The organism is Agrobacterium tumefaciens, from assembly GCF_005221385.1.
GTDB lineage: Bacteria > Pseudomonadota > Alphaproteobacteria > Rhizobiales > Rhizobiaceae > Agrobacterium > Agrobacterium tomkonis.
Genome location: NZ_CP039903.1, coordinates 351,836 through 368,297, shown reverse-complemented (window position 1 = coordinate 368,297; position 16,462 = coordinate 351,836). Strand labels below are relative to the sequence as shown.

Genomic DNA, 16,462 nt, shown 5'->3' with positions numbered 1-16,462 from the left:
GCCTCAAACGGCGCGCCTGTTTTTCTCTTCGCACTTGCACATAAAGTGCCGGCGAAAACAACCCGCAGGCTGGTTACTTGCCTGCGATCGTCATGCCTTCTATCGCAAGCGTCGATGCGGCAACGCCATATTTGCGGTCGATATCATTGGCCGGCGTGACCCGCATGAACATGTCCTTCAGGTTCGAGGCGATGGTCACCTCGGAAACCGCAAAGGTCTTTTCGCCGTTCTCGATCCAGAAACCGCTCGCGCCGCAGCTATATTCACCCGTTATCATGTTGGCGCCGTGGCCAATCAATTCGGTGACGTAAAAGCCTGACCCGACCTGTTTCAGCAAATCCTCCGGCGAAATATCACCCGGTTCCAGCGCCAGATTGGTGGAGGCCGGCGAGACAGAGGTGCCGCCGCGCACGCCGCGGCCGTTGGTTTCAAGGCCAAGCTCCCGCGCCGCCGAGGTGGACAGGAACCAGTGTTTCAGCACGCCGTCCTCGATCATCGTCATCTTCTCGCCGCGCACGCCCTCGCCATCGAAGGGACGGGAGGACGGGCCGCGGACGATCTGCGGATCGTCGGTGAGATAAAGACCCTTTTTCAGAACCTGCTGGCCCATCTTATCGCGCAGGAAGCTGGTCTTGCGGGCAACCGAGGCGCCGTTGATCGCACCAGCGATGGCGCCGACGAAACCGCGAGCGATGCGGGGATCGAAAACCACCGTGATGTTGCTGCCGGTATCGACCTGACGGGGGCCGACGCGCCGCACGACTTTTTCACCGGCACGGCGGCCGATTTCTTCGGCGGCATCCAGGTCGGTATAATAAAGGCGGCTGTCGAAATCGTAGTCGCGCTCCATCTTGGTGCCTTCACCGGCGATGACGCTGACGGAGCGGCTGAAGCGGCTGCCCATATAGCTGCCGGAAAAACCGTGCGATGTGGCAAGGACGAGGCCGCCCATGCCGCTCGATGCGCCGGCGCCGGAGGAATTGCTGACACCCTTGATGGCAAGTGCTGCCTCTTCCGAAGCAAGGGCGGCCTCGCGCAGCTGATCGGACGAAACCTCGGTGGCGTCAAAAAGCTCGAGATCGTCATAGGAGTTCGCCAACCGTTCTTTGTCCGCAAGGCAGGCAAAGGGGTCTTCCGGCGAGACCTTCGCCATCGCCACCGCCCGCTCAGCCAGCGTCTTCAGATCAAAGCCCGGATTGGCCGAAACGCTTGCCACCCGGCGGCCGACGAAGACGCGCAGGGAAAAATCGTCGCTTTCCGACGATTCGGTGCTCTCCACCTTGCCAAGCCGCACACCGACCGATTGCGAGCGGGAGCGCACGACAACGGCATCCGCCTCATCCGCGCCGGCGGCACGGGCAAGATCGACAAGTTCGCTGGCGCGATCGAGAAGTTTGGAAGAATCTATTTCTGAGGACATGAGTTGGCCTTTCATTCCTGTTCCATTTATTGTGCCAGCAACCCCGCATCAAGGGCGAAACGCCGCTTTCTCAATCGGCAAGGCTTCTGTCGCCACCATATTCGAAAGTCCGCCCGCATGACCGAGCACGATGCTCTCTTTTCCGAACCCTTGCTGCTTCTGGCCGGAGCGGTCGTCGCGGCCTCGGTTTTCCGCAAGCTCGGGCTTGGCACCGTGCTCGGTTATCTGGTCGCCGGTATCATCATCGGGCCGTTCCTGCATCTCGTCACGGATGCGAAGGACATTTTCAATGTCTCGGAACTGGGCGTGGTTTTCCTGCTCTTCATCATCGGTCTGGAACTCAAGCCTTCGCGCATCTGGCAGATGCGCCGCGATATTCTGGGCCTCGGGCTGGCGCAGGTGCTGGTGACCGGCAGCGTGCTGGCTGCGATTGCCTGGTGGGCGGGGCTGATCGATGCGCGCGGCAGCCTTGTCGCCGGTTTCGGCCTTGCGCTTTCCTCCACCGCCTTTGCGCTGCAGATTCTTGAAGACGACGGCGACATGAACACGCGGCACGGCAACCGCTCGTTTTCGATCCTGCTGTTTCAGGATCTCGCCATCGTACCGCTTCTTGCGCTCGTCACCATTCTTTCCAACCGGCCGGATGTGGCTTCGGATTCGATGGTCTACGACCTCGTCGCCTCGGTCGTTGCGGTGGCGGGCATGGTGCTGGCCGGACGCTTCCTGCTGACCCCGATGTTCCAGATCATCGCCCGCACGGGTGCACGCGAAGTCATGATCGCGGCGGCACTCTTCGTCGTCATCGGCGCTGCCGCCGTCATGGAGGCTGTGGGGCTTTCCATGGGCATGGGGGCGCTGCTGGCGGGACTGATGCTGTCGGAATCTTCCTACCGGCATGAGCTGGAAGCCGACATCGAACCGTTTCGCGGGCTGTTACTGGCGCTGTTCTTCATGGCTGTCGGCATGTCGCTGCATGTCAAAATCGTCTATGAGCACATCCTCCTCATCCTGATCGCCGTGCCGGCAATGATGGCGGTCAAGGCCGCACTGATCTACAGCCTTTGCCGCATTGCCGGCTCGTCACGATATGCGTCGAGCCGTATCGCACTCCTTCTGGCGCAGGGCGGTGAATTCGGTTTCGTGCTCTTCACAACGGCAGCCGCCTCCGGGCTGTTTCCACAGGCGACTGCCTCGATCCTCGTCGCCGTCGTCACGCTTTCCATGGCGCTGACGCCGCTTCTGGCGGTGATATCGCGCCGGTTGACGGCGGAGGATGCCGCCGAAGACACGCTGGACGAAGATTTCGACGGGGCTGGCGCGGATGTGCTGATGATCGGCTTTTCGCGCTTCGGCCAGATCGCCTCACAGATCCTTCTCGCAGGCGGACGTGACGTCACCGTCATCGACAGTTCCGCCGATCGCGTGCGTCAGGCCGCACGTTTCGGTTTCCGCATCTTTTTCGGCGACGGCACCCGCAAGGATGTGCTGATCGCCGCCGGCATCGAACGGGCCGATCTGGTGGCGGTCTGCACCCACAAGAAAGAAGTCACCGACCGCATCATCGACATGATCCAGTCGGAATTTCCAAGCGTGCGCATCTATGCCCGCTCTTATGATCGCGTGCATTCCCTCGATCTCAGGAAAAAGGGCGTGGAATACGAACTGCGCGAGACGCTGGAATCCGGCTTGCTGTTCGGGCGGCGCATTCTGGAGGGGCTGGATATGGATGGCGAGCGGGCGCTGGCGATCTCCGACGATATTCGCGAACGTGACGAGGAGCGGCTCCAGCTGCAGGCCGTGGAAGGCCTCGCCGCCGGCCGGCAGATGCTGCACAACAAGCCGGTGCGCGAGGTGAAACCGGAGCCGCTGATGAAGCCGAAGAACAAGGCGGAGAAGCGGGAGGAGGAAGAAGAGGATTTGGAGGACAGCGAGACGGAGGTGTCGCTATAGGCGGCAAGGTGCGCGTTCGAACCAGGAGAGCGCCGCTTGTTTCTTCTCCCCGCCGGGGAGAAGTCCGCGGCAGCGGGATGAGGGGGCAAGCTCTCAGCCTCTCGCTGGCGTTGCCCCCTCATCCGACCCTTCGGGCCACCTTCTCCCCCTCGGGGAGAAGAAATCAGTGGCACCCGCTCGTTTCTGGCAAATACTTGGCGAGTAACCCTCAGGCCTCCACGCCCTGCCCGCGATGAAACAGCTCCACCTGCATTTCAATCTGCCGTTTCAGATCGTCCTTGATGCTGGCGGAGGCGTTCAGCACCTCTTCGGACTTCAGAAAATCCAGCACGCCGAAGCGGTGCACCGGCGGACGCAGGAAGATGTGTGGCGGGCGTAATCTGAGTTTCAGGGCAATCGCCGCCTGCATCATCAGCTGGCTGGCGCCGAACAGGCTGTCCAGACGGTTAGGCATGGTGGTGCCGTCACCTTCCGGGCCGCCGACCACATCGACGCCGATGACGATATCGGCATGATCCAGCAGATGTTCGTAAGGAACGGGATTAAAAATGCCGCCATCGATCATGATGCGGCCATCGATACGCACCGGCATGAACAGCGCCGGAATGGCAGCGGACGCCGCCAGCGCCTGAATGATCTCGCCGCTTTCCACCACCACTTCGGTCTGAGCGTAATAATCTGTCGTTATTACCTTCAGCGGGATCGCAAGCTCCGAAAAATCCTTCGGCAGCGCCTGCGGCATCAGGGCGTGCAGGATGAGTTCGAGATTGAACTGCCCGAGGCGAAAACCATCGACCGCATGGCGCATGGATGCGGGCCCAAGGCTCCAGAGCCGGTTTGCCACCGAGCCCTTCCGTCCCATGAGCTCAAGAGTGTATTCGCGGATTTCCCGGCCGCTCATGCCGGCCGCCATGCCCGCGCCGATTATGGAGCCGATGGAGGAGCCGGACAACGCCACCGGCCGAATGCCGAGTTCGTCGAAGGCCTCGACGACGTTGATGTGGCAGATGCCGCGCGCGCCACCACCGCCGAGCGCCAGTCCGAATGTCGGCTCATGGCCGCCCGCGCCGTCGCCTTCGAGGACATCTTCCCCGGCACGCACGATCGTGACACTCTCGTTTACACCCTGGTCCATGCGAATACCCAAATTCTTTCCGCAGAAAAAATCCTGCCTATTGCGCAAACAAGACAAGACCGTGGCGTGACGGGAAGGTGTTCCCGTCAGGGCTCATAGCGGTAGAAATGCATTTTCGTGTCGCCGAAGATACGGCTTTCGAGCGGTTTGAACGCCGCATCGACGGTTACCGCAACATCGCCGCGCTCCTCCAGAATGGCAAGCGCGCCGGGCGTCAGCCAGCCGCCGCCATGGGCTGCGGCAAAAGCCTTCTCGCCATGGCCCTGCCCATAGGGCGGATCGGCGAAGAGAAGATCGAAGGGCTCGATATTGTTGACGCCGCCCAGCTTGGTGGCGTCACGCCGCAGGATGCGGGCACGGCCGTGCAGCCCCAGCGCATCGATATTTTCCCAGAGCAGCCCCCTGCCCTCGACGCCATTTTCGACGAAGAGCGCCACACGACAGCCGCGCGACAGAGCTTCCAGCCCCACCGCCCCGGTTCCGGCGAAAACATCCAGAACGCGCGTACCGTCAAGACTTTCCGGATAGGCATGGCTCAGAATGTTGAAGAGGCTTTCCCGCGTCCTGTCGATGGTCGGACGAATGGAATTTGTTTTCGGCGCGGCCAGATTCCGGCCGCGGAACTCACCGCCTACGATCCGCATTACGTGTCATTCCCCTGCCACCAGAAGGTTTGCCACCCGGGCCTTTGCCACCCGGCTTGCCGCCGCCGGGGCTATTGCCACCGGGGCCTTTACCTTTACCCGAAAAACCCGAACGTTCGCCACGCTCGCCCGATTTGCCAAAGGACGGCTTGCCTGATGCGGGCCTGCCGCCCGGCTTTCCAGCCGGCTTGCCACCACGCGGTTTGTCGCCGAAAGGCCGCTCGCCGCGTGGACGATCCCCCTCTTCGCGGGGCTTGTCACGGAACGGACGTTCGCTGAATGGCTTTTCACCACGCGCGGTACGATCGCCAAAACTCTTCTCGCCACGCGGACGGTCGCTGCGCGGGCGATCACCATCTTCGCGAGGCCGGTCCCTGAACGGACGGTCACCGAAGGGTTTGTCGCCGCGCGCGGGACGATCCCCGAAGCTCTTTGCGCCGCTGCGTGCCGGGCGCTCGCCACGCGGGCGGTCGCCGTCTTCGCGGGGGCGATCCCTGAAAGGCCTGTCGCCAAAGGATTTGCCGCCAGAGGGCCGGTCGCCAAAAGATTTGCCGCCGCGTCCACCGCGATCGCCAAAGCTCTTTTCACCGCGCGCCGGGCGCTCGCCGCGGCCGTGGCCACGATCATCCTCGCGGGCGGGTTCGGAGCGGATCCATTCACCCTCTTCATCGGCATGGCGCACGACGCTGCGGCGCGCCTCTTCCTGAGCGGAAGGCTTCTTGAACAGGTTTTCGGCCTCAGCGCGGGCGGACGACTTGCGCTCCTTGCCGTCACGCGTTGGCTTTGCGCCGGGCGCCATCCAGACATTGGCCGTCCGGTTCGTGCCCACCGGCTGGCGGGGGCTGCGGCGCTCTTCGCCATCATCCTCGCTGCGGCCCTTGCCACCGAATTTCCCGGCGGGCTTCGCGCCAAACTTGCCCGCAGGCTTGTCGCCACGTTTGGTGTCCAGACGTCCGAGCGCCTTTTCGCGGCGGTCTTCCGGCTTTCCGGCTGCCTTGTCGAAACGCGGCCTGCCTTCCGGCGCGTCGCTCTTTGCCCATTCGGACTTGGCGCGCTTGGCTGGCGCTTCGTCCTCGTCATCGACGGATGTATTGTAGATCGGCGCGTCGAAATTGGCGCCGGCCTCTTCGATCAGGCGCGGGCCAAGCTGATCGCGCAGCATGCGGCCGCGCACTTCAAGCACCTTGCCCTCGGGTAGATCGCCAAGCTGGAACGGACCATAGGAGATACGGATCAGGCGGTTGACCTCGAGACCAAGCGCGCCGAGCACGTTCTTGATTTCGCGATTCTTGCCTTCGCGCAGACCCATGGTGATCCAGACATTGTGGCCCTGGGTACGGTCGAGCGTCGCGTCGATCGCGCCGTAAAGCACACCGTCGACGGCGATGCCGTCCTTCAGCTTGTCGAGTGCGGCCTGATCGACCTCACCATGGGCGCGCACGCGGTAACGGCGCAGCCAGCCGGTGGTCGGCAGTTCCAGCACACGGGAAAGGCCGCCGTCATTGGTCAGCAGCAGCAGGCCTTCGGTGTTGATATCGAGACGACCGATGGAGAGCACACGCGGCAATTCACCCGGCAGATTGTCGAAAACAGTCGGGCGACCTTCCGGGTCGGAGTTGGTCGTCACCAGGCCGGCAGGCTTGTGGTAAAGCCACAGGCGCGTGCGCTCGGCGCCGCGAATCGGCATGCCGTCCACTTCGATCTTGTCGGAAAGCGTGGCGTTGACCACCGGGCTATCCAGCTTGACGCCGTTCAGCGAGACCCGGCCTTCCATGATCATGCGCTCGACATCGCGTCGCGAAGCGACGCCAGCGCGCGCCATGATCTTGGAAATACGCTCGGGCTTGGTGCCGATGACGGCTTCCTGTGCCGGCGCCGCCTTGGCTTCCACCGGTTTCTTTTCGCGTTCTGCAGCGGGTTTGCCGGGGCCTTTCGGCTTGTTGTCGCGGCTAAATGTCTTGCCGCCGTCACGCTTCGGCTTGTCTTTAAAAGTCATTTGCTGTTTGCCTGTTGTTTGGGCTGTCCTATCAGGTCCAAGCACAAGGGTTAAGAGGAAATTGAAACGCAATGGCCGAAAGGACGCATTTCATGGAGCTGGCGCTTTCGGAAGCCCGTGCCGCGGCTGAGCGGCAGGAGGTTCCGATCGGCGCCGTGCTGGTTCTGGACGGTCGGGTCATTGCCAGTTCCGGCAATCGCACCCGTGAACTGAACGATGTGACGGCGCACGCCGAAATCGCCGTGATCCGCATGGCATGCGAGGCGCTGGAACAGGAACGCCTGCCCGGTGCCGATCTTTACGTAACGCTGGAGCCCTGCACCATGTGCGCGGCGGCGATCTCATTTGCTCGCATTCGCCGTCTCTATTACGGCGCGCAGGACCCGAAGGGTGGCGCGGTGGAGAGTGGCGTGCGCTTCTTCAGCCAGCCGACATGCCACCATGCGCCGGATGTCTATTCGGGACTGGCGGAAAGCGAAAGTGCTGACATTCTGCGGCAGTTCTTTCGCGACAAACGTCTCGAGGATTGAGCGGCAAGCGGGAGAGACGAAGCTTCCCGCCGGTCATCAGCCATTTTTACAGGCAGTTGTTACTGGAAAGGGTTCCACCAGCTCTTGCCGGTGTTTGCCACGGCCGCTTCTTTCTTGCGGCGCTTTTCCTTCTTCTGTTCCGGCTCGCCAAGATCGGTCAGCTGATCCTGCGGAACGCTGCGATATTCAGCCGGCGGGTCGGTGAGGAACCGGCGCTGGGCGTTGACGACAGAGCCGCCCTGAGCATCGGCCTTGGCCTTGCGGAAGGCTTCCCACTTCTGGCTTTCGGTCATCTGGCCAGCCGTGCCGTTGCCGGCAAGCAGCGGCGAGCGGTAATGCGGGTTGTTCTTGTTGGCATCCGCCTCGTCGCGCAGGCGTTCACGGGTTTCTTCCGGCGATTCGACCCATTGCGGGTTGGATTCGCGGTTCGCCATGTTCTGCTGCGGCGCGGCCAGCTGTTCGGCGCGGGACTGGGCCGGAACGACGAGGCCGGGGCGCGGGCCGTATTTCAGGTTGCGCTTGGTCTGGTCGCCGGTGATCGAGGTCGCGTTGCCGAGATCGTCGACCAGCTGTTCCGCCGCCGTCTTGCCTGTACCATAGGTCGGGCTGGTGCAGGCGCCGAGCAACACGCCTATAGCGGTGATGCCAACAACCGTGCGAAACATGCCCAAACCCTGCGCATTACCCTGCATCATATTCATTGAACCCTTCCAGCCGTCCGTCCCACTTTGCCAGACATCGTCTTTCGGCAGGCAGCAGCCCGCATTGCCGTGCAAATCCGGCCATTTTCAGGCAGGTGTACCGGATGAAGAGGCAAAGCGCAATTCATCCGGTTATTTTCCTCGCGCATCGGCCCCAAACCGGAATCGGTTTCGCAAGGAACGATGCGCAGCTTGAAATCATGCCAGGGTGGCAAGCTCGCGCAGTGCCGCCGCATCGCGGGCCGATACGTCAGGATATTGCGGATCGGAGCCGACATCGGTGGTGATGCGCCAGGAGCGGGCGCATTTTGCACCTTCCGCCAGCTTCTGTTCGACCACGACCTTCGCCACTTCCGGCAGACGGAAGCCATCGGCCGGGCCTTCATCACCCACCACCGAGATGGCCGAGGTGATGCAGATTTCGGCGAAATCCTGCCCGTTCAGCGCCGCCAGAAGATCGGCATCGGCGATGTGCACGACGGGGGCCGCCTCAAGCGAGGAGCCGATGCGCTTTTCACGGCGCTCGACTTCCAGGGCGCCTGTCACGACCGTGCGGACCTTGCGGATCTTGTCCCACTTGGCTTCAAGAGCATCGTTCTTCCATTCCGCCGGGATTTCCGGGAACTGGACAAGATGCACCGATTCCGCATCCGGATAACGCGACAGCCACGCTTCTTCCGTCGTGAAGGGCAGCATCGGCGCCAGCCACGAAACGAGGCAGTCGAACAGTTTCGCGATGACCGACAGCGATGCCCGGCGCTTCAGCGACGACGGCGCGTCGCAATAAAGCGTGTCCTTGCGGATGTCGAAATAGAAGGCGGAAAGCTCGACATTCGAGAAATCCACCAGCGCGCGGGCGATTTTCTTGAACTCGAAACCGTCATAACCTTCGCGCACAACCTTATCCAGATCGGCCAGACGGTGCAGCACCAGCTTTTCCAGCTCGGGCAGATCGTCATAGGCGATCTCCTCGCCCTTATAATGGGCGAGCGTGCCGAGCATCCAGCGGATGGTGTTGCGCAGCTTGCGATAGGCATCGACATTGGTCTGGATGATGGCCTTGCCGAGGCGTTGGTCATCCCAATAATCGGTGGTCATGACCCACAGGCGCAGGATATCGGCACCGGCGTCCTTCATGACTTCCTGTGGCGAGACCACGTTGCCCTTGGACTTGGACATCTTCTCGCCCTTCTCATCCATGGTGAAACCATGGGTGACAACGGCGTTGTAAGGCGCACGGCCGCGCGTCGCGCAGCTTTCGAGCAGCGACGAATGGAACCAGCCGCGATGCTGGTCGGAACCTTCGAGATAGACGTCCGCCGGCCACTTCATGTCCGGGCGGTCTTCCAGCGTGAAGGTATGGGTGCAGCCGCTATCGAACCACACGTCGAGGATATCCATGACCTGCAGCCACTTTTCGTGGTCGTGGTCATTGCCGAGGAAGCGCTGTTTGGCGCCTTCGGCGAACCAGGCGTCAGCACCTTCGGCCTCGAAAGCCTCGAGGATGCGGGCGTTGACGGCCTCATCGACCAGAACCTCGCCCTTCTCATCGGCGAAGACGGCGATCGGCACGCCCCAGCTGCGCTGGCGCGACAGGACCCAGTCGGGCCGGCCTTCGATCATGGCGCGCAGGCGGTTCTGCCCGGAGGCCGGAACGAAGCGGGTCTGGTCGATGGCACTCAAGGAGCGCGAACGCAGCGTCGTGCCGTCGCCCAGTTCCTTGTCCATATAGACGAACCATTGCGGCGTGTTGCGGAAGATGACCGGCTTCTTGGAGCGCCAGCTATGCGGATAGCTGTGCTTCAGACGGCCACGGGCAAACAGGTTATTGGCAGCGATCAGCGCCTTGATGACACGATCATTGGCATCGCCCTTCTTGCCGTTATCGTCCATGACGCGGGCAGCACCACCTTCGGCAGATGGCCCGAAACCGGGAGCGTCTTCGGTGTAGAAACCGTCATCGCCAACCGGGAACGGGATGGCCGACGAAACGCCACGCGCTTCCAGCTCGCGCTGATGCGCGGTCCATACGTCAAAGTCCTCGCGGCCATGGCTCGGCGCGGTGTGCACGAAACCCGTACCGGCATCGTCGGTGACGTGGTCGCCATCGAGAAGCGGAACCGGGAAATCGTAACCAAGCGACGCCAAAGGATGGGCGCAGGTGATGGCGGCCAGTTCTTCGGTTTTGACATCGCGAACGAGCTTGAAGGTCAGCTTCGCCTTGGCCGCGGCCTCATCGGCAAGCTTCTTGGCGAAGATCAGCTTTTCACCCGGCTGCGGGCCGAAATCATTCTGCGCGCTTTCGACTTCGAACAGGCCGTATTCGACCCGCGAAGAGAACGCGATGGCGCGGTTGCCGGGGATGGTCCACGGCGTCGTCGTCCAGATGACGACGGAGGCACCAGCTAGCACAGAAGCCGCATCCACGACCGGGAACTTCACCCAGATCATGTCGCTCTCGACATCGGCATATTCGACTTCGGCTTCCGCCAGCGCCGTGCGCTCGACCACCGACCACATGATGGGCTTCGAGCCGCGATAAAGCTGGCCGGTGCGGGCGATCTTCAGGAGTTCGCCGGCGATGCGGGCTTCGGCGTGGAAGTTCATCGTCGTATAGGGGTTTTCGAAGTCGCCCTCGATGCCGAGGCGCTTGAACTCTTCCGACTGAACCTTGATCCAGCCGGCCGCGAAGTCACGGCATTCCTTGCGGAATTCGTTGACCGGAACCTCGTCCTTGTTCTTGCCCTTGGCGCGATAGGCTTCCTCGATCTTCCATTCGATCGGCAGGCCATGGCAATCCCAGCCCGGCACGTAATTGGCGTCGTAACCGCGCATCTGGAACGAGCGGGTGATGACGTCCTTCAGGATCTTGTTGAGCGCGTGGCCGATGTGGATGTTGCCGTTGGCATAGGGCGGGCCGTCATGCAGCACGAATTTTTCGCGGCCGGCGGCGGAGGCGCGCAGGCGCTTGTAAAGGCCCATCTCCTGCCAGCGCTTCACCGTTTCCGGTTCTTTTTGCGGCAGGCCAGCGCGCATCGGAAAATCCGTCTGCGGCAGATAGAGGGTGGCGGAATAGTCGAGTTTTTCTGCGGTGTCGCTCATAATCGTACCGTTGTTGCGCGCCGTGTCGGTCGCGCCGTCTCAATTTAAAAACAGGGCAAATACGGAAAGCGCCATGACAAATGTCATGACAAGCGCCAAAATCCCGGACCTTCCGGCTCGTCAGAGCGGGCGGAAAGCCGGGCCAATAATTCGGCCAATCTGAGTTTTAAACATCAACCGGTATTGGGACATGGCGGATTGTTTATGCGGTTTTCCAGTAAAAAGGAAGAGAAAAGCGACAGCAATCGGGGCCGGAATAAGGGTCGGCCAGCCCTTTCAGCTCAAAAGGCGATCTTGGCGTCCAGTTCGCTCAGCGGCCGCACGCCCGACAGCATCGCCCTTGCCTCTTCCTCGTCGCGCCTGATCTGCGCCACCAGCGGTTCGAGACCGTCAAATTTCAGCTCGTCGCGCAGATGCCCGAAGAAGGATACCGAACAGATTTCGCCGTAGAGATCACCCGAAAAATCGAAGACGAATGTTTCAAGCAGTGCCGCGCCGTTTTCCGTGACGGTCGGGCGGTAACCGAAGCTTGCGACGCCATCGCGGATCGAACCATCGGGACGGCGGAACCGCACGGCATAAATGCCCGCCTTCAGTTCCGTCTCGGGTGCCAGCGCCATGTTGGCGGTGGGGTAACCCAGCGTGCGGCCGAGCTTCTTGCCGTCTATGACTTCGCTTTCAACGGTGAAACGATAGCCAAGCAGCCCGGCAGCCCCCGCCACATCGCCCTCGCACAGAAGCGAGCGGATACGGCTGGAGGACACGACATCGGCACCCTCGTCGCGGAAGGCATCCACCAGCGTCACGTCGAAGTCATGGCGCTTGCCGGCAGCCATCAGAAATGCCGGACCGCCTTCGCGGCCCTTGCCGAAATGGAAATCGAAACCGGTGACGACGGCGCTGGCGCCCAGCCAGTCGACCAGAATGGATTGGACGAATTCTTCCGCCGAGCGCTGCGAGAATTCCCGGTCGAAGGGATATTCGATGACGGAGCGGAAGCCGATGGCCTCGAGAATGCGCGCCTTCAACGGCGCGGGCGTGAGGCGGAAGACCGGCGTATCAGGGCGGAAGACGGAACGGGGGTGTGGTTCGAAGGTCAGTACCAGCGCGGGAACGCCACGGGCTTCCGCCAGCTCCAGTGCCCGGTCCAGCACCGCGCGGTGGCCGCGATGCACGCCGTCGAAATTGCCGATCGCGATGACACCGCCGCGAAGATTGTCCGGCAGCGGTTCCTTTTTTTCATTGCGATGAAAGACGGTCATGGCAGTCGATCCATATTTTACGCCGGCTTAAGCCAGACGTTCTTAGGCAAGGCGGGGCATCCACCAGCCGGGAGCCGCGCCCTGCCCCTTGAGATAGGCGTTGAGAAGTGCCTCGTCCGTCTGGCCATTCAGCGTATATTCGGCGGCGTGAATGCCGCCGCTGATATAAAGAAGGTTGAGGCCGCTCGCAATCGCGCCTTTCACATCCGTCGGCATGCCGTCGCCGATGGCGAGCACGCGATCCCTGGGGAATGCGCCGCGCACGTCTTTCGCCGCAGCAAGGCAGGCTTCATAGATCGGCGCGTGCGGCTTGCCGGCAATGCGGACCTCGCCGCCCAGCTGCTCATAATAAGCGGCCATGGCGCCGGCGCAGGGAATGATGCGCTCGCCGCGTTCCACCACCAGATCGGGGTTGGCGCAGATCATCGGCGCCTTGCGGGCGATGAAGCCCTTGAGCATCTCGGTATAATCCTCCGGCGTTTCCGTCTCGTCATCGAAGAAGCCGGTGCAGACGACGGATTGCGCCTCCGCCTCGCCGACCCGTTCGACATCGAGGCCCTCCAGCAGCGGCAGGTCGCGCTCCGGGCCGAGCAGGAAGACTTTTTTCGGGCCTTCCGCAATCAGCCCGCGGGTGACGTCGCCAGAGGTGATGATGCGGTCATAGGCTTCGTCCGGAACGCCGAGAACACGAAGCTGATCGATGACGCCGGGAGCGGGGCGCGGCGAATTGGTGATAAGCACCACGGTCTTGCCGGCCTTGCGCGCTTCCTGCAGCGCAACCGCCGCATCAGGGAAGGCGTTGACCCCGTTGTGCAGCACGCCCCAGACATCCGAGAGAATAACGTCGAACCCATCAGTGATTTCGCCGAGGGTGAGAATGCGATGGGCCATGAGAATGCTTTCCGGATGCGAGAAAAGGGTGTGCGTGACATCGCAAAGCGTAACGCCGATGGCAAGGAAAAAAGCGGCGCCGAGCCTGCCTGCGATCCATCCGCCACTGTGCGGACATAAAACCCCGCTAGGCCCGAAACGATGAGGAGTTGCCAAAAGGGTTGGTTTTCACCCGCCGGTCAGCGCATGGGAAATTTCTGTCATGGAACGCTGATAACCATAAGCCATGAAATTTTTCCGACAGGCCGTTCTTGACTCAAGCAGAAGGCCTCCTTATCTCGGCTTCGCTGGCACTCAAACAAGAAGAGTGCTAACACCCATCACGCGAGCCTCTGAAGGTTCGTGAAGTCATTTGATCGAGGGATTAGGCAATGACAAGCACCAATTTCCGCCCGCTTCACGATCGCGTCGTCGTTCGTCGCGTTGAATCCGAAGCAAAGACCAAGGGCGGCATCATCATTCCCGATACCGCAAAGGAAAAGCCGCAGGAAGGCGAAATCGTCGCCGTCGGTTCCGGCGCACGCGATGAGTCCGGCAAGGTCGTCGCTCTCGACGTCAAGGCTGGCGACCGCGTTCTGTTCGGCAAGTGGTCGGGCACCGAAGTCAAGCTCAACGGCGAAGACCTTCTGATCATGAAGGAAGCCGACATCATGGGCATCATCGGCTGATTTAGCCGAACCCGTCCTTCCTTAAATTTCAAGCCGGACCCGTTTCCGGCCATTCGAAACCAGGAGTTTTGAACATGGCAGCCAAAGAAGTAAAATTCGGCCGCACAGCGCGCGAAAAGATGCTCAAGGGCGTCGACGTTCTTGCTGATGCAGTGAAGGTAACCCTCGGCCCGAAGGGTCGTAACGTCGTTATCGACAAGTCCTTCGGCGCTCCGCGCATCACCAAGGACGGCGTTTCCGTCGCCAAGGAAATCGAACTGGAAGACAAGTTCGAGAACATGGGCGCACAGCTCGTTCGCGAAGTTGCCTCCAAGACCAACGACATCGCCGGTGACGGCACCACCACCGCAACGGTTCTGGCCCAGGCCATCGTTCGCGAAGGCGCCAAGGCAGTTGCTGCCGGCATGAACCCGATGGACCTGAAGCGCGGCATCGATCTTGCTGTTGCAGAAGTCGTCAAGGACCTTCAGGCCAAGGCCAAGAAGATCAACACTTCGGAAGAAGTTGCACAGGTCGGCACGATCTCTGCAAACGGCGAGCGTCAGATCGGCCTCGACATTGCTGAAGCAATGCAGAAGGTTGGCAACGAAGGCGTTATCACCGTCGAAGAAGCCAAGACCGCTGAAACCGAACTCGAAGTCGTCGAAGGCATGCAGTTCGACCGCGGCTACCTGTCGCCCTACTTCGTGACCAACCCGGAAAAGATGGTTGCGGACCTCGAAGACGCATACATCCTCCTGCACGAAAAGAAGCTTTCGAACCTCCAGGCCATGCTGCCGGTTCTCGAAGCTGTCGTTCAGACCGGCAAGCCGCTCGTCATCATCGCTGAAGACGTCGAAGGCGAAGCTCTTGCAACGCTCGTCGTCAACAAGCTGCGTGGCGGCCTCAAGATCGCTGCCGTCAAGGCTCCGGGCTTCGGCGACCGCCGCAAGGCCATGCTGGAAGACATCGCCATCCTGACCGGTGGTACCGTCATTTCCGAAGACCTCGGCATCAAGCTCGAAAACGTTACCCTCGACATGCTCGGCAAGTCGAAGAAGGTTTCGATCTCCAAGGAAAACACCACGATCGTTGACGGCGCCGGCCAGAAGTCCGACATCGAAGGTCGTGTTGCCCAGATCAAGGCCCAGATCGAAGAAACCACTTCCGACTACGACCGCGAGAAGCTGCAGGAACGTCTTGCCAAGCTCGCTGGCGGCGTTGCCGTTATCCGCGTTGGCGGTTCGACGGAAGTCGAAGTGAAGGAAAAGAAGGACCGCATCGACGACGCTCTCAACGCGACGCGCGCTGCCGTTCAGGAAGGCATCGTACCGGGCGGCGGCGTTGCCCTGCTGCGTTCTTCCACGAAGATCTCCGCCAAGGGCGAGAACGACGACCAGGAAGCCGGCATCAACATCGTGCGCAAGGCTCTGCAGGCTCTGGTTCGCCAGATCGCAGAAAACGCAGGTGACGAAGCTTCCATCGTTGTCGGCAAGATCCTCGACAAGAACGAAGACAACTACGGCTACAACGCCCAGACCGGCGAATATGGCGACCTGATCCAGCTCGGCATCGTCGACCCGGTCAAGGTTGTTCGCACGGCTCTGCAGAACGCAGCTTCGGTTGCTTCCCTGCTGATCACCACCGAAGCCATGATCGCCGAACTTCCGAAGAAGGAAGCTGCGATGCCGGCAATGCCGGGCGGCGGCATGGGCGGCATGGACTTCTAATCAGTCCTGTCACTGAAATTAAGAAAGGGCGGTCTTCGGATCGCCCTTTTTCGTTGCCGCCCATACCTTTTTCTGGTCCGGCGTCACAAGCGCGCCGGAAGGGCGGCATGGACTTCCAATCACTCCTGTCACCGGAATTAAGAAAGGGCGGTCTTCGGATCGCCCTTTTTCGTTGCCGCCCATGCCTTTTTGCTGGCCCGGCGTCACAAGCGCGCCGGACGGGCGGCATGGACTTCCAATCAGTCCTGCCACCGGAATTAAGAAAGGGCGGTCTTCGGATGGCTCTCTTCTGTTGAAATTTCGCAGGAAAGACTGCAATGCAAGATGGCAGGACATCTTCTCGCGCGGGAAACCGGGCACAGACTCAAGATATTGTCTCTTTTTGAGACAGCGGCAAATTTAGCCGGCTTTTTTTCGATGACCTATGCAATAATCGGACATCAAGACAGGCGAA

Annotated in this window: 12 protein-coding genes; 4 read left to right on the top strand and 8 right to left on the bottom strand. The window is 61.3% G+C overall.

The features are described from left to right. Positions 1 to 73: 73 nt before the first annotated feature. Positions 74 to 1,420 (bottom strand): TldD/PmbA family protein, encoded by a 1,347-nt coding sequence (locus tag CFBP6623_RS01835; RefSeq protein ID WP_046800749.1) that lies wholly within the window; start codon positions 1,418 to 1,420, stop codon positions 74 to 76. Between the two features lie 117 nt (positions 1,421 to 1,537). Between CFBP6623_RS01835 and CFBP6623_RS01830 the strand changes: the two genes are divergently transcribed. Beyond that, a complete protein-coding gene (locus tag CFBP6623_RS01830) occupies positions 1,538 to 3,370 on the top strand; it encodes a monovalent cation:proton antiporter-2 (CPA2) family protein (protein ID WP_046800693.1) in 1,833 nt (610 codons plus the stop codon). Between the two features lie 208 nt (positions 3,371 to 3,578). Here CFBP6623_RS01830 and CFBP6623_RS01825 read toward each other — a convergent pair whose 3' ends face one another. The 3 genes from CFBP6623_RS01825 to CFBP6623_RS01815 all read right to left on the bottom strand — a co-directional run bounded on the left by CFBP6623_RS01825 (position 3,579) and on the right by CFBP6623_RS01815 (position 7,145). Next, on the bottom strand, positions 3,579 to 4,505 hold the full coding sequence (locus CFBP6623_RS01825; RefSeq protein WP_046800692.1) for a patatin-like phospholipase family protein: 927 nt from the start codon (positions 4,503 to 4,505) through the stop codon (positions 3,579 to 3,581). Positions 4,506 to 4,591: 86 nt separating this feature from the next. Further along, positions 4,592 to 5,149: a 16S rRNA (guanine(966)-N(2))-methyltransferase RsmD gene (rsmD, locus tag CFBP6623_RS01820; protein WP_046800691.1), complete on the bottom strand. Its 558-nt coding sequence runs from the start codon at positions 5,147 to 5,149 to the stop codon at positions 4,592 to 4,594. Continuing rightward, entirely contained in the window at positions 5,130 to 7,145 is a 2,016-nt protein-coding gene (locus CFBP6623_RS01815) for a pseudouridine synthase (RefSeq protein WP_046800690.1), read from the bottom strand. The genes rsmD and CFBP6623_RS01815 overlap by 20 nt, the downstream gene beginning before the upstream one ends. A 71-nt stretch (positions 7,146 to 7,216) precedes the next feature. Here CFBP6623_RS01815 and CFBP6623_RS01810 point away from each other — a divergent pair, with 71 nt between their 5' ends. After that, a complete protein-coding gene (locus CFBP6623_RS01810) occupies positions 7,217 to 7,675 on the top strand; it encodes a nucleoside deaminase (protein ID WP_080842268.1) in 459 nt (152 codons plus the stop codon). 59 nt (positions 7,676 to 7,734) lie between these two features. Here CFBP6623_RS01810 and CFBP6623_RS01805 read toward each other — a convergent pair whose 3' ends face one another. The 4 genes from CFBP6623_RS01805 to CFBP6623_RS01790 all read right to left on the bottom strand — a co-directional run bounded on the left by CFBP6623_RS01805 (position 7,735) and on the right by CFBP6623_RS01790 (position 13,631). Further along, positions 7,735 to 8,376, bottom strand: coding sequence for a hypothetical protein (locus CFBP6623_RS01805; RefSeq protein ID WP_046800748.1), 642 nt, complete (start codon positions 8,374 to 8,376; stop codon positions 7,735 to 7,737). A 198-nt stretch (positions 8,377 to 8,574) separates the two neighbouring features. Further along, entirely contained in the window at positions 8,575 to 11,478 is a 2,904-nt protein-coding gene (gene ileS / locus CFBP6623_RS01800; RefSeq protein WP_080842270.1) for an isoleucine--tRNA ligase, read from the bottom strand. Positions 11,479 to 11,759: 281 nt separating this feature from the next. Continuing rightward, positions 11,760 to 12,740, bottom strand: coding sequence for a bifunctional riboflavin kinase/FAD synthetase (locus tag CFBP6623_RS01795; protein WP_046800687.1), 981 nt, complete (start codon positions 12,738 to 12,740; stop codon positions 11,760 to 11,762). 42 nt (positions 12,741 to 12,782) lie between these two features. Beyond that, complete coding sequence (locus CFBP6623_RS01790; protein WP_080842271.1) at positions 12,783 to 13,631, bottom strand: TIGR01459 family HAD-type hydrolase; 849 nt, start codon at positions 13,629 to 13,631, stop codon at positions 12,783 to 12,785. Positions 13,632 to 14,002: 371 nt separating this feature from the next. On the opposite strand from CFBP6623_RS01790, the gene groES reads away from it, so the two are divergent. After that, entirely contained in the window at positions 14,003 to 14,299 is a 297-nt protein-coding gene (groES, locus tag CFBP6623_RS01785; RefSeq protein ID WP_003522946.1) for a co-chaperone GroES, read from the top strand. 74 nt (positions 14,300 to 14,373) lie between these two features. After that, positions 14,374 to 16,008 carry a chaperonin GroEL gene (gene groL / locus CFBP6623_RS01780; RefSeq protein WP_046800686.1) on the top strand — a complete coding sequence of 545 codons (1,635 nt, stop codon included), beginning with the start codon at positions 14,374 to 14,376 and terminating at the stop codon, positions 16,006 to 16,008. Positions 16,009 to 16,462: the final 454 nt, after the last annotated feature.

Coding starts and splice junctions, on each gene's coding strand:
- groES (WP_003522946.1), top strand. CDS start 14,003: ATGACAAGCACCAATTTCCGCCCGCTTCACGATCGCGTCGTCGTTCGT.
- CFBP6623_RS01825 (WP_046800692.1), bottom strand. CDS start 4,505: ATGGACCAGGGTGTAAACGAGAGTGTCACGATCGTGCGTGCCGGGGAA.
- groL (WP_046800686.1), top strand. CDS start 14,374: ATGGCAGCCAAAGAAGTAAAATTCGGCCGCACAGCGCGCGAAAAGATG.
- ileS (WP_080842270.1), bottom strand. CDS start 11,478: ATGAGCGACACCGCAGAAAAACTCGACTATTCCGCCACCCTCTATCTG.
- CFBP6623_RS01790 (WP_080842271.1), bottom strand. CDS start 13,631: ATGGCCCATCGCATTCTCACCCTCGGCGAAATCACTGATGGGTTCGAC.
- CFBP6623_RS01830 (WP_046800693.1), top strand. CDS start 1,538: ATGACCGAGCACGATGCTCTCTTTTCCGAACCCTTGCTGCTTCTGGCC.
- CFBP6623_RS01835 (WP_046800749.1), bottom strand. CDS start 1,420: ATGTCCTCAGAAATAGATTCTTCCAAACTTCTCGATCGCGCCAGCGAA.
- CFBP6623_RS01815 (WP_046800690.1), bottom strand. CDS start 7,145: ATGACTTTTAAAGACAAGCCGAAGCGTGACGGCGGCAAGACATTTAGC.
- CFBP6623_RS01810 (WP_080842268.1), top strand. CDS start 7,217: ATGGCCGAAAGGACGCATTTCATGGAGCTGGCGCTTTCGGAAGCCCGT.
- CFBP6623_RS01795 (WP_046800687.1), bottom strand. CDS start 12,740: ATGACCGTCTTTCATCGCAATGAAAAAAAGGAACCGCTGCCGGACAAT.
- CFBP6623_RS01805 (WP_046800748.1), bottom strand. CDS start 8,376: ATGAATATGATGCAGGGTAATGCGCAGGGTTTGGGCATGTTTCGCACG.
- rsmD (WP_046800691.1), bottom strand. CDS start 5,149: ATGCGGATCGTAGGCGGTGAGTTCCGCGGCCGGAATCTGGCCGCGCCG.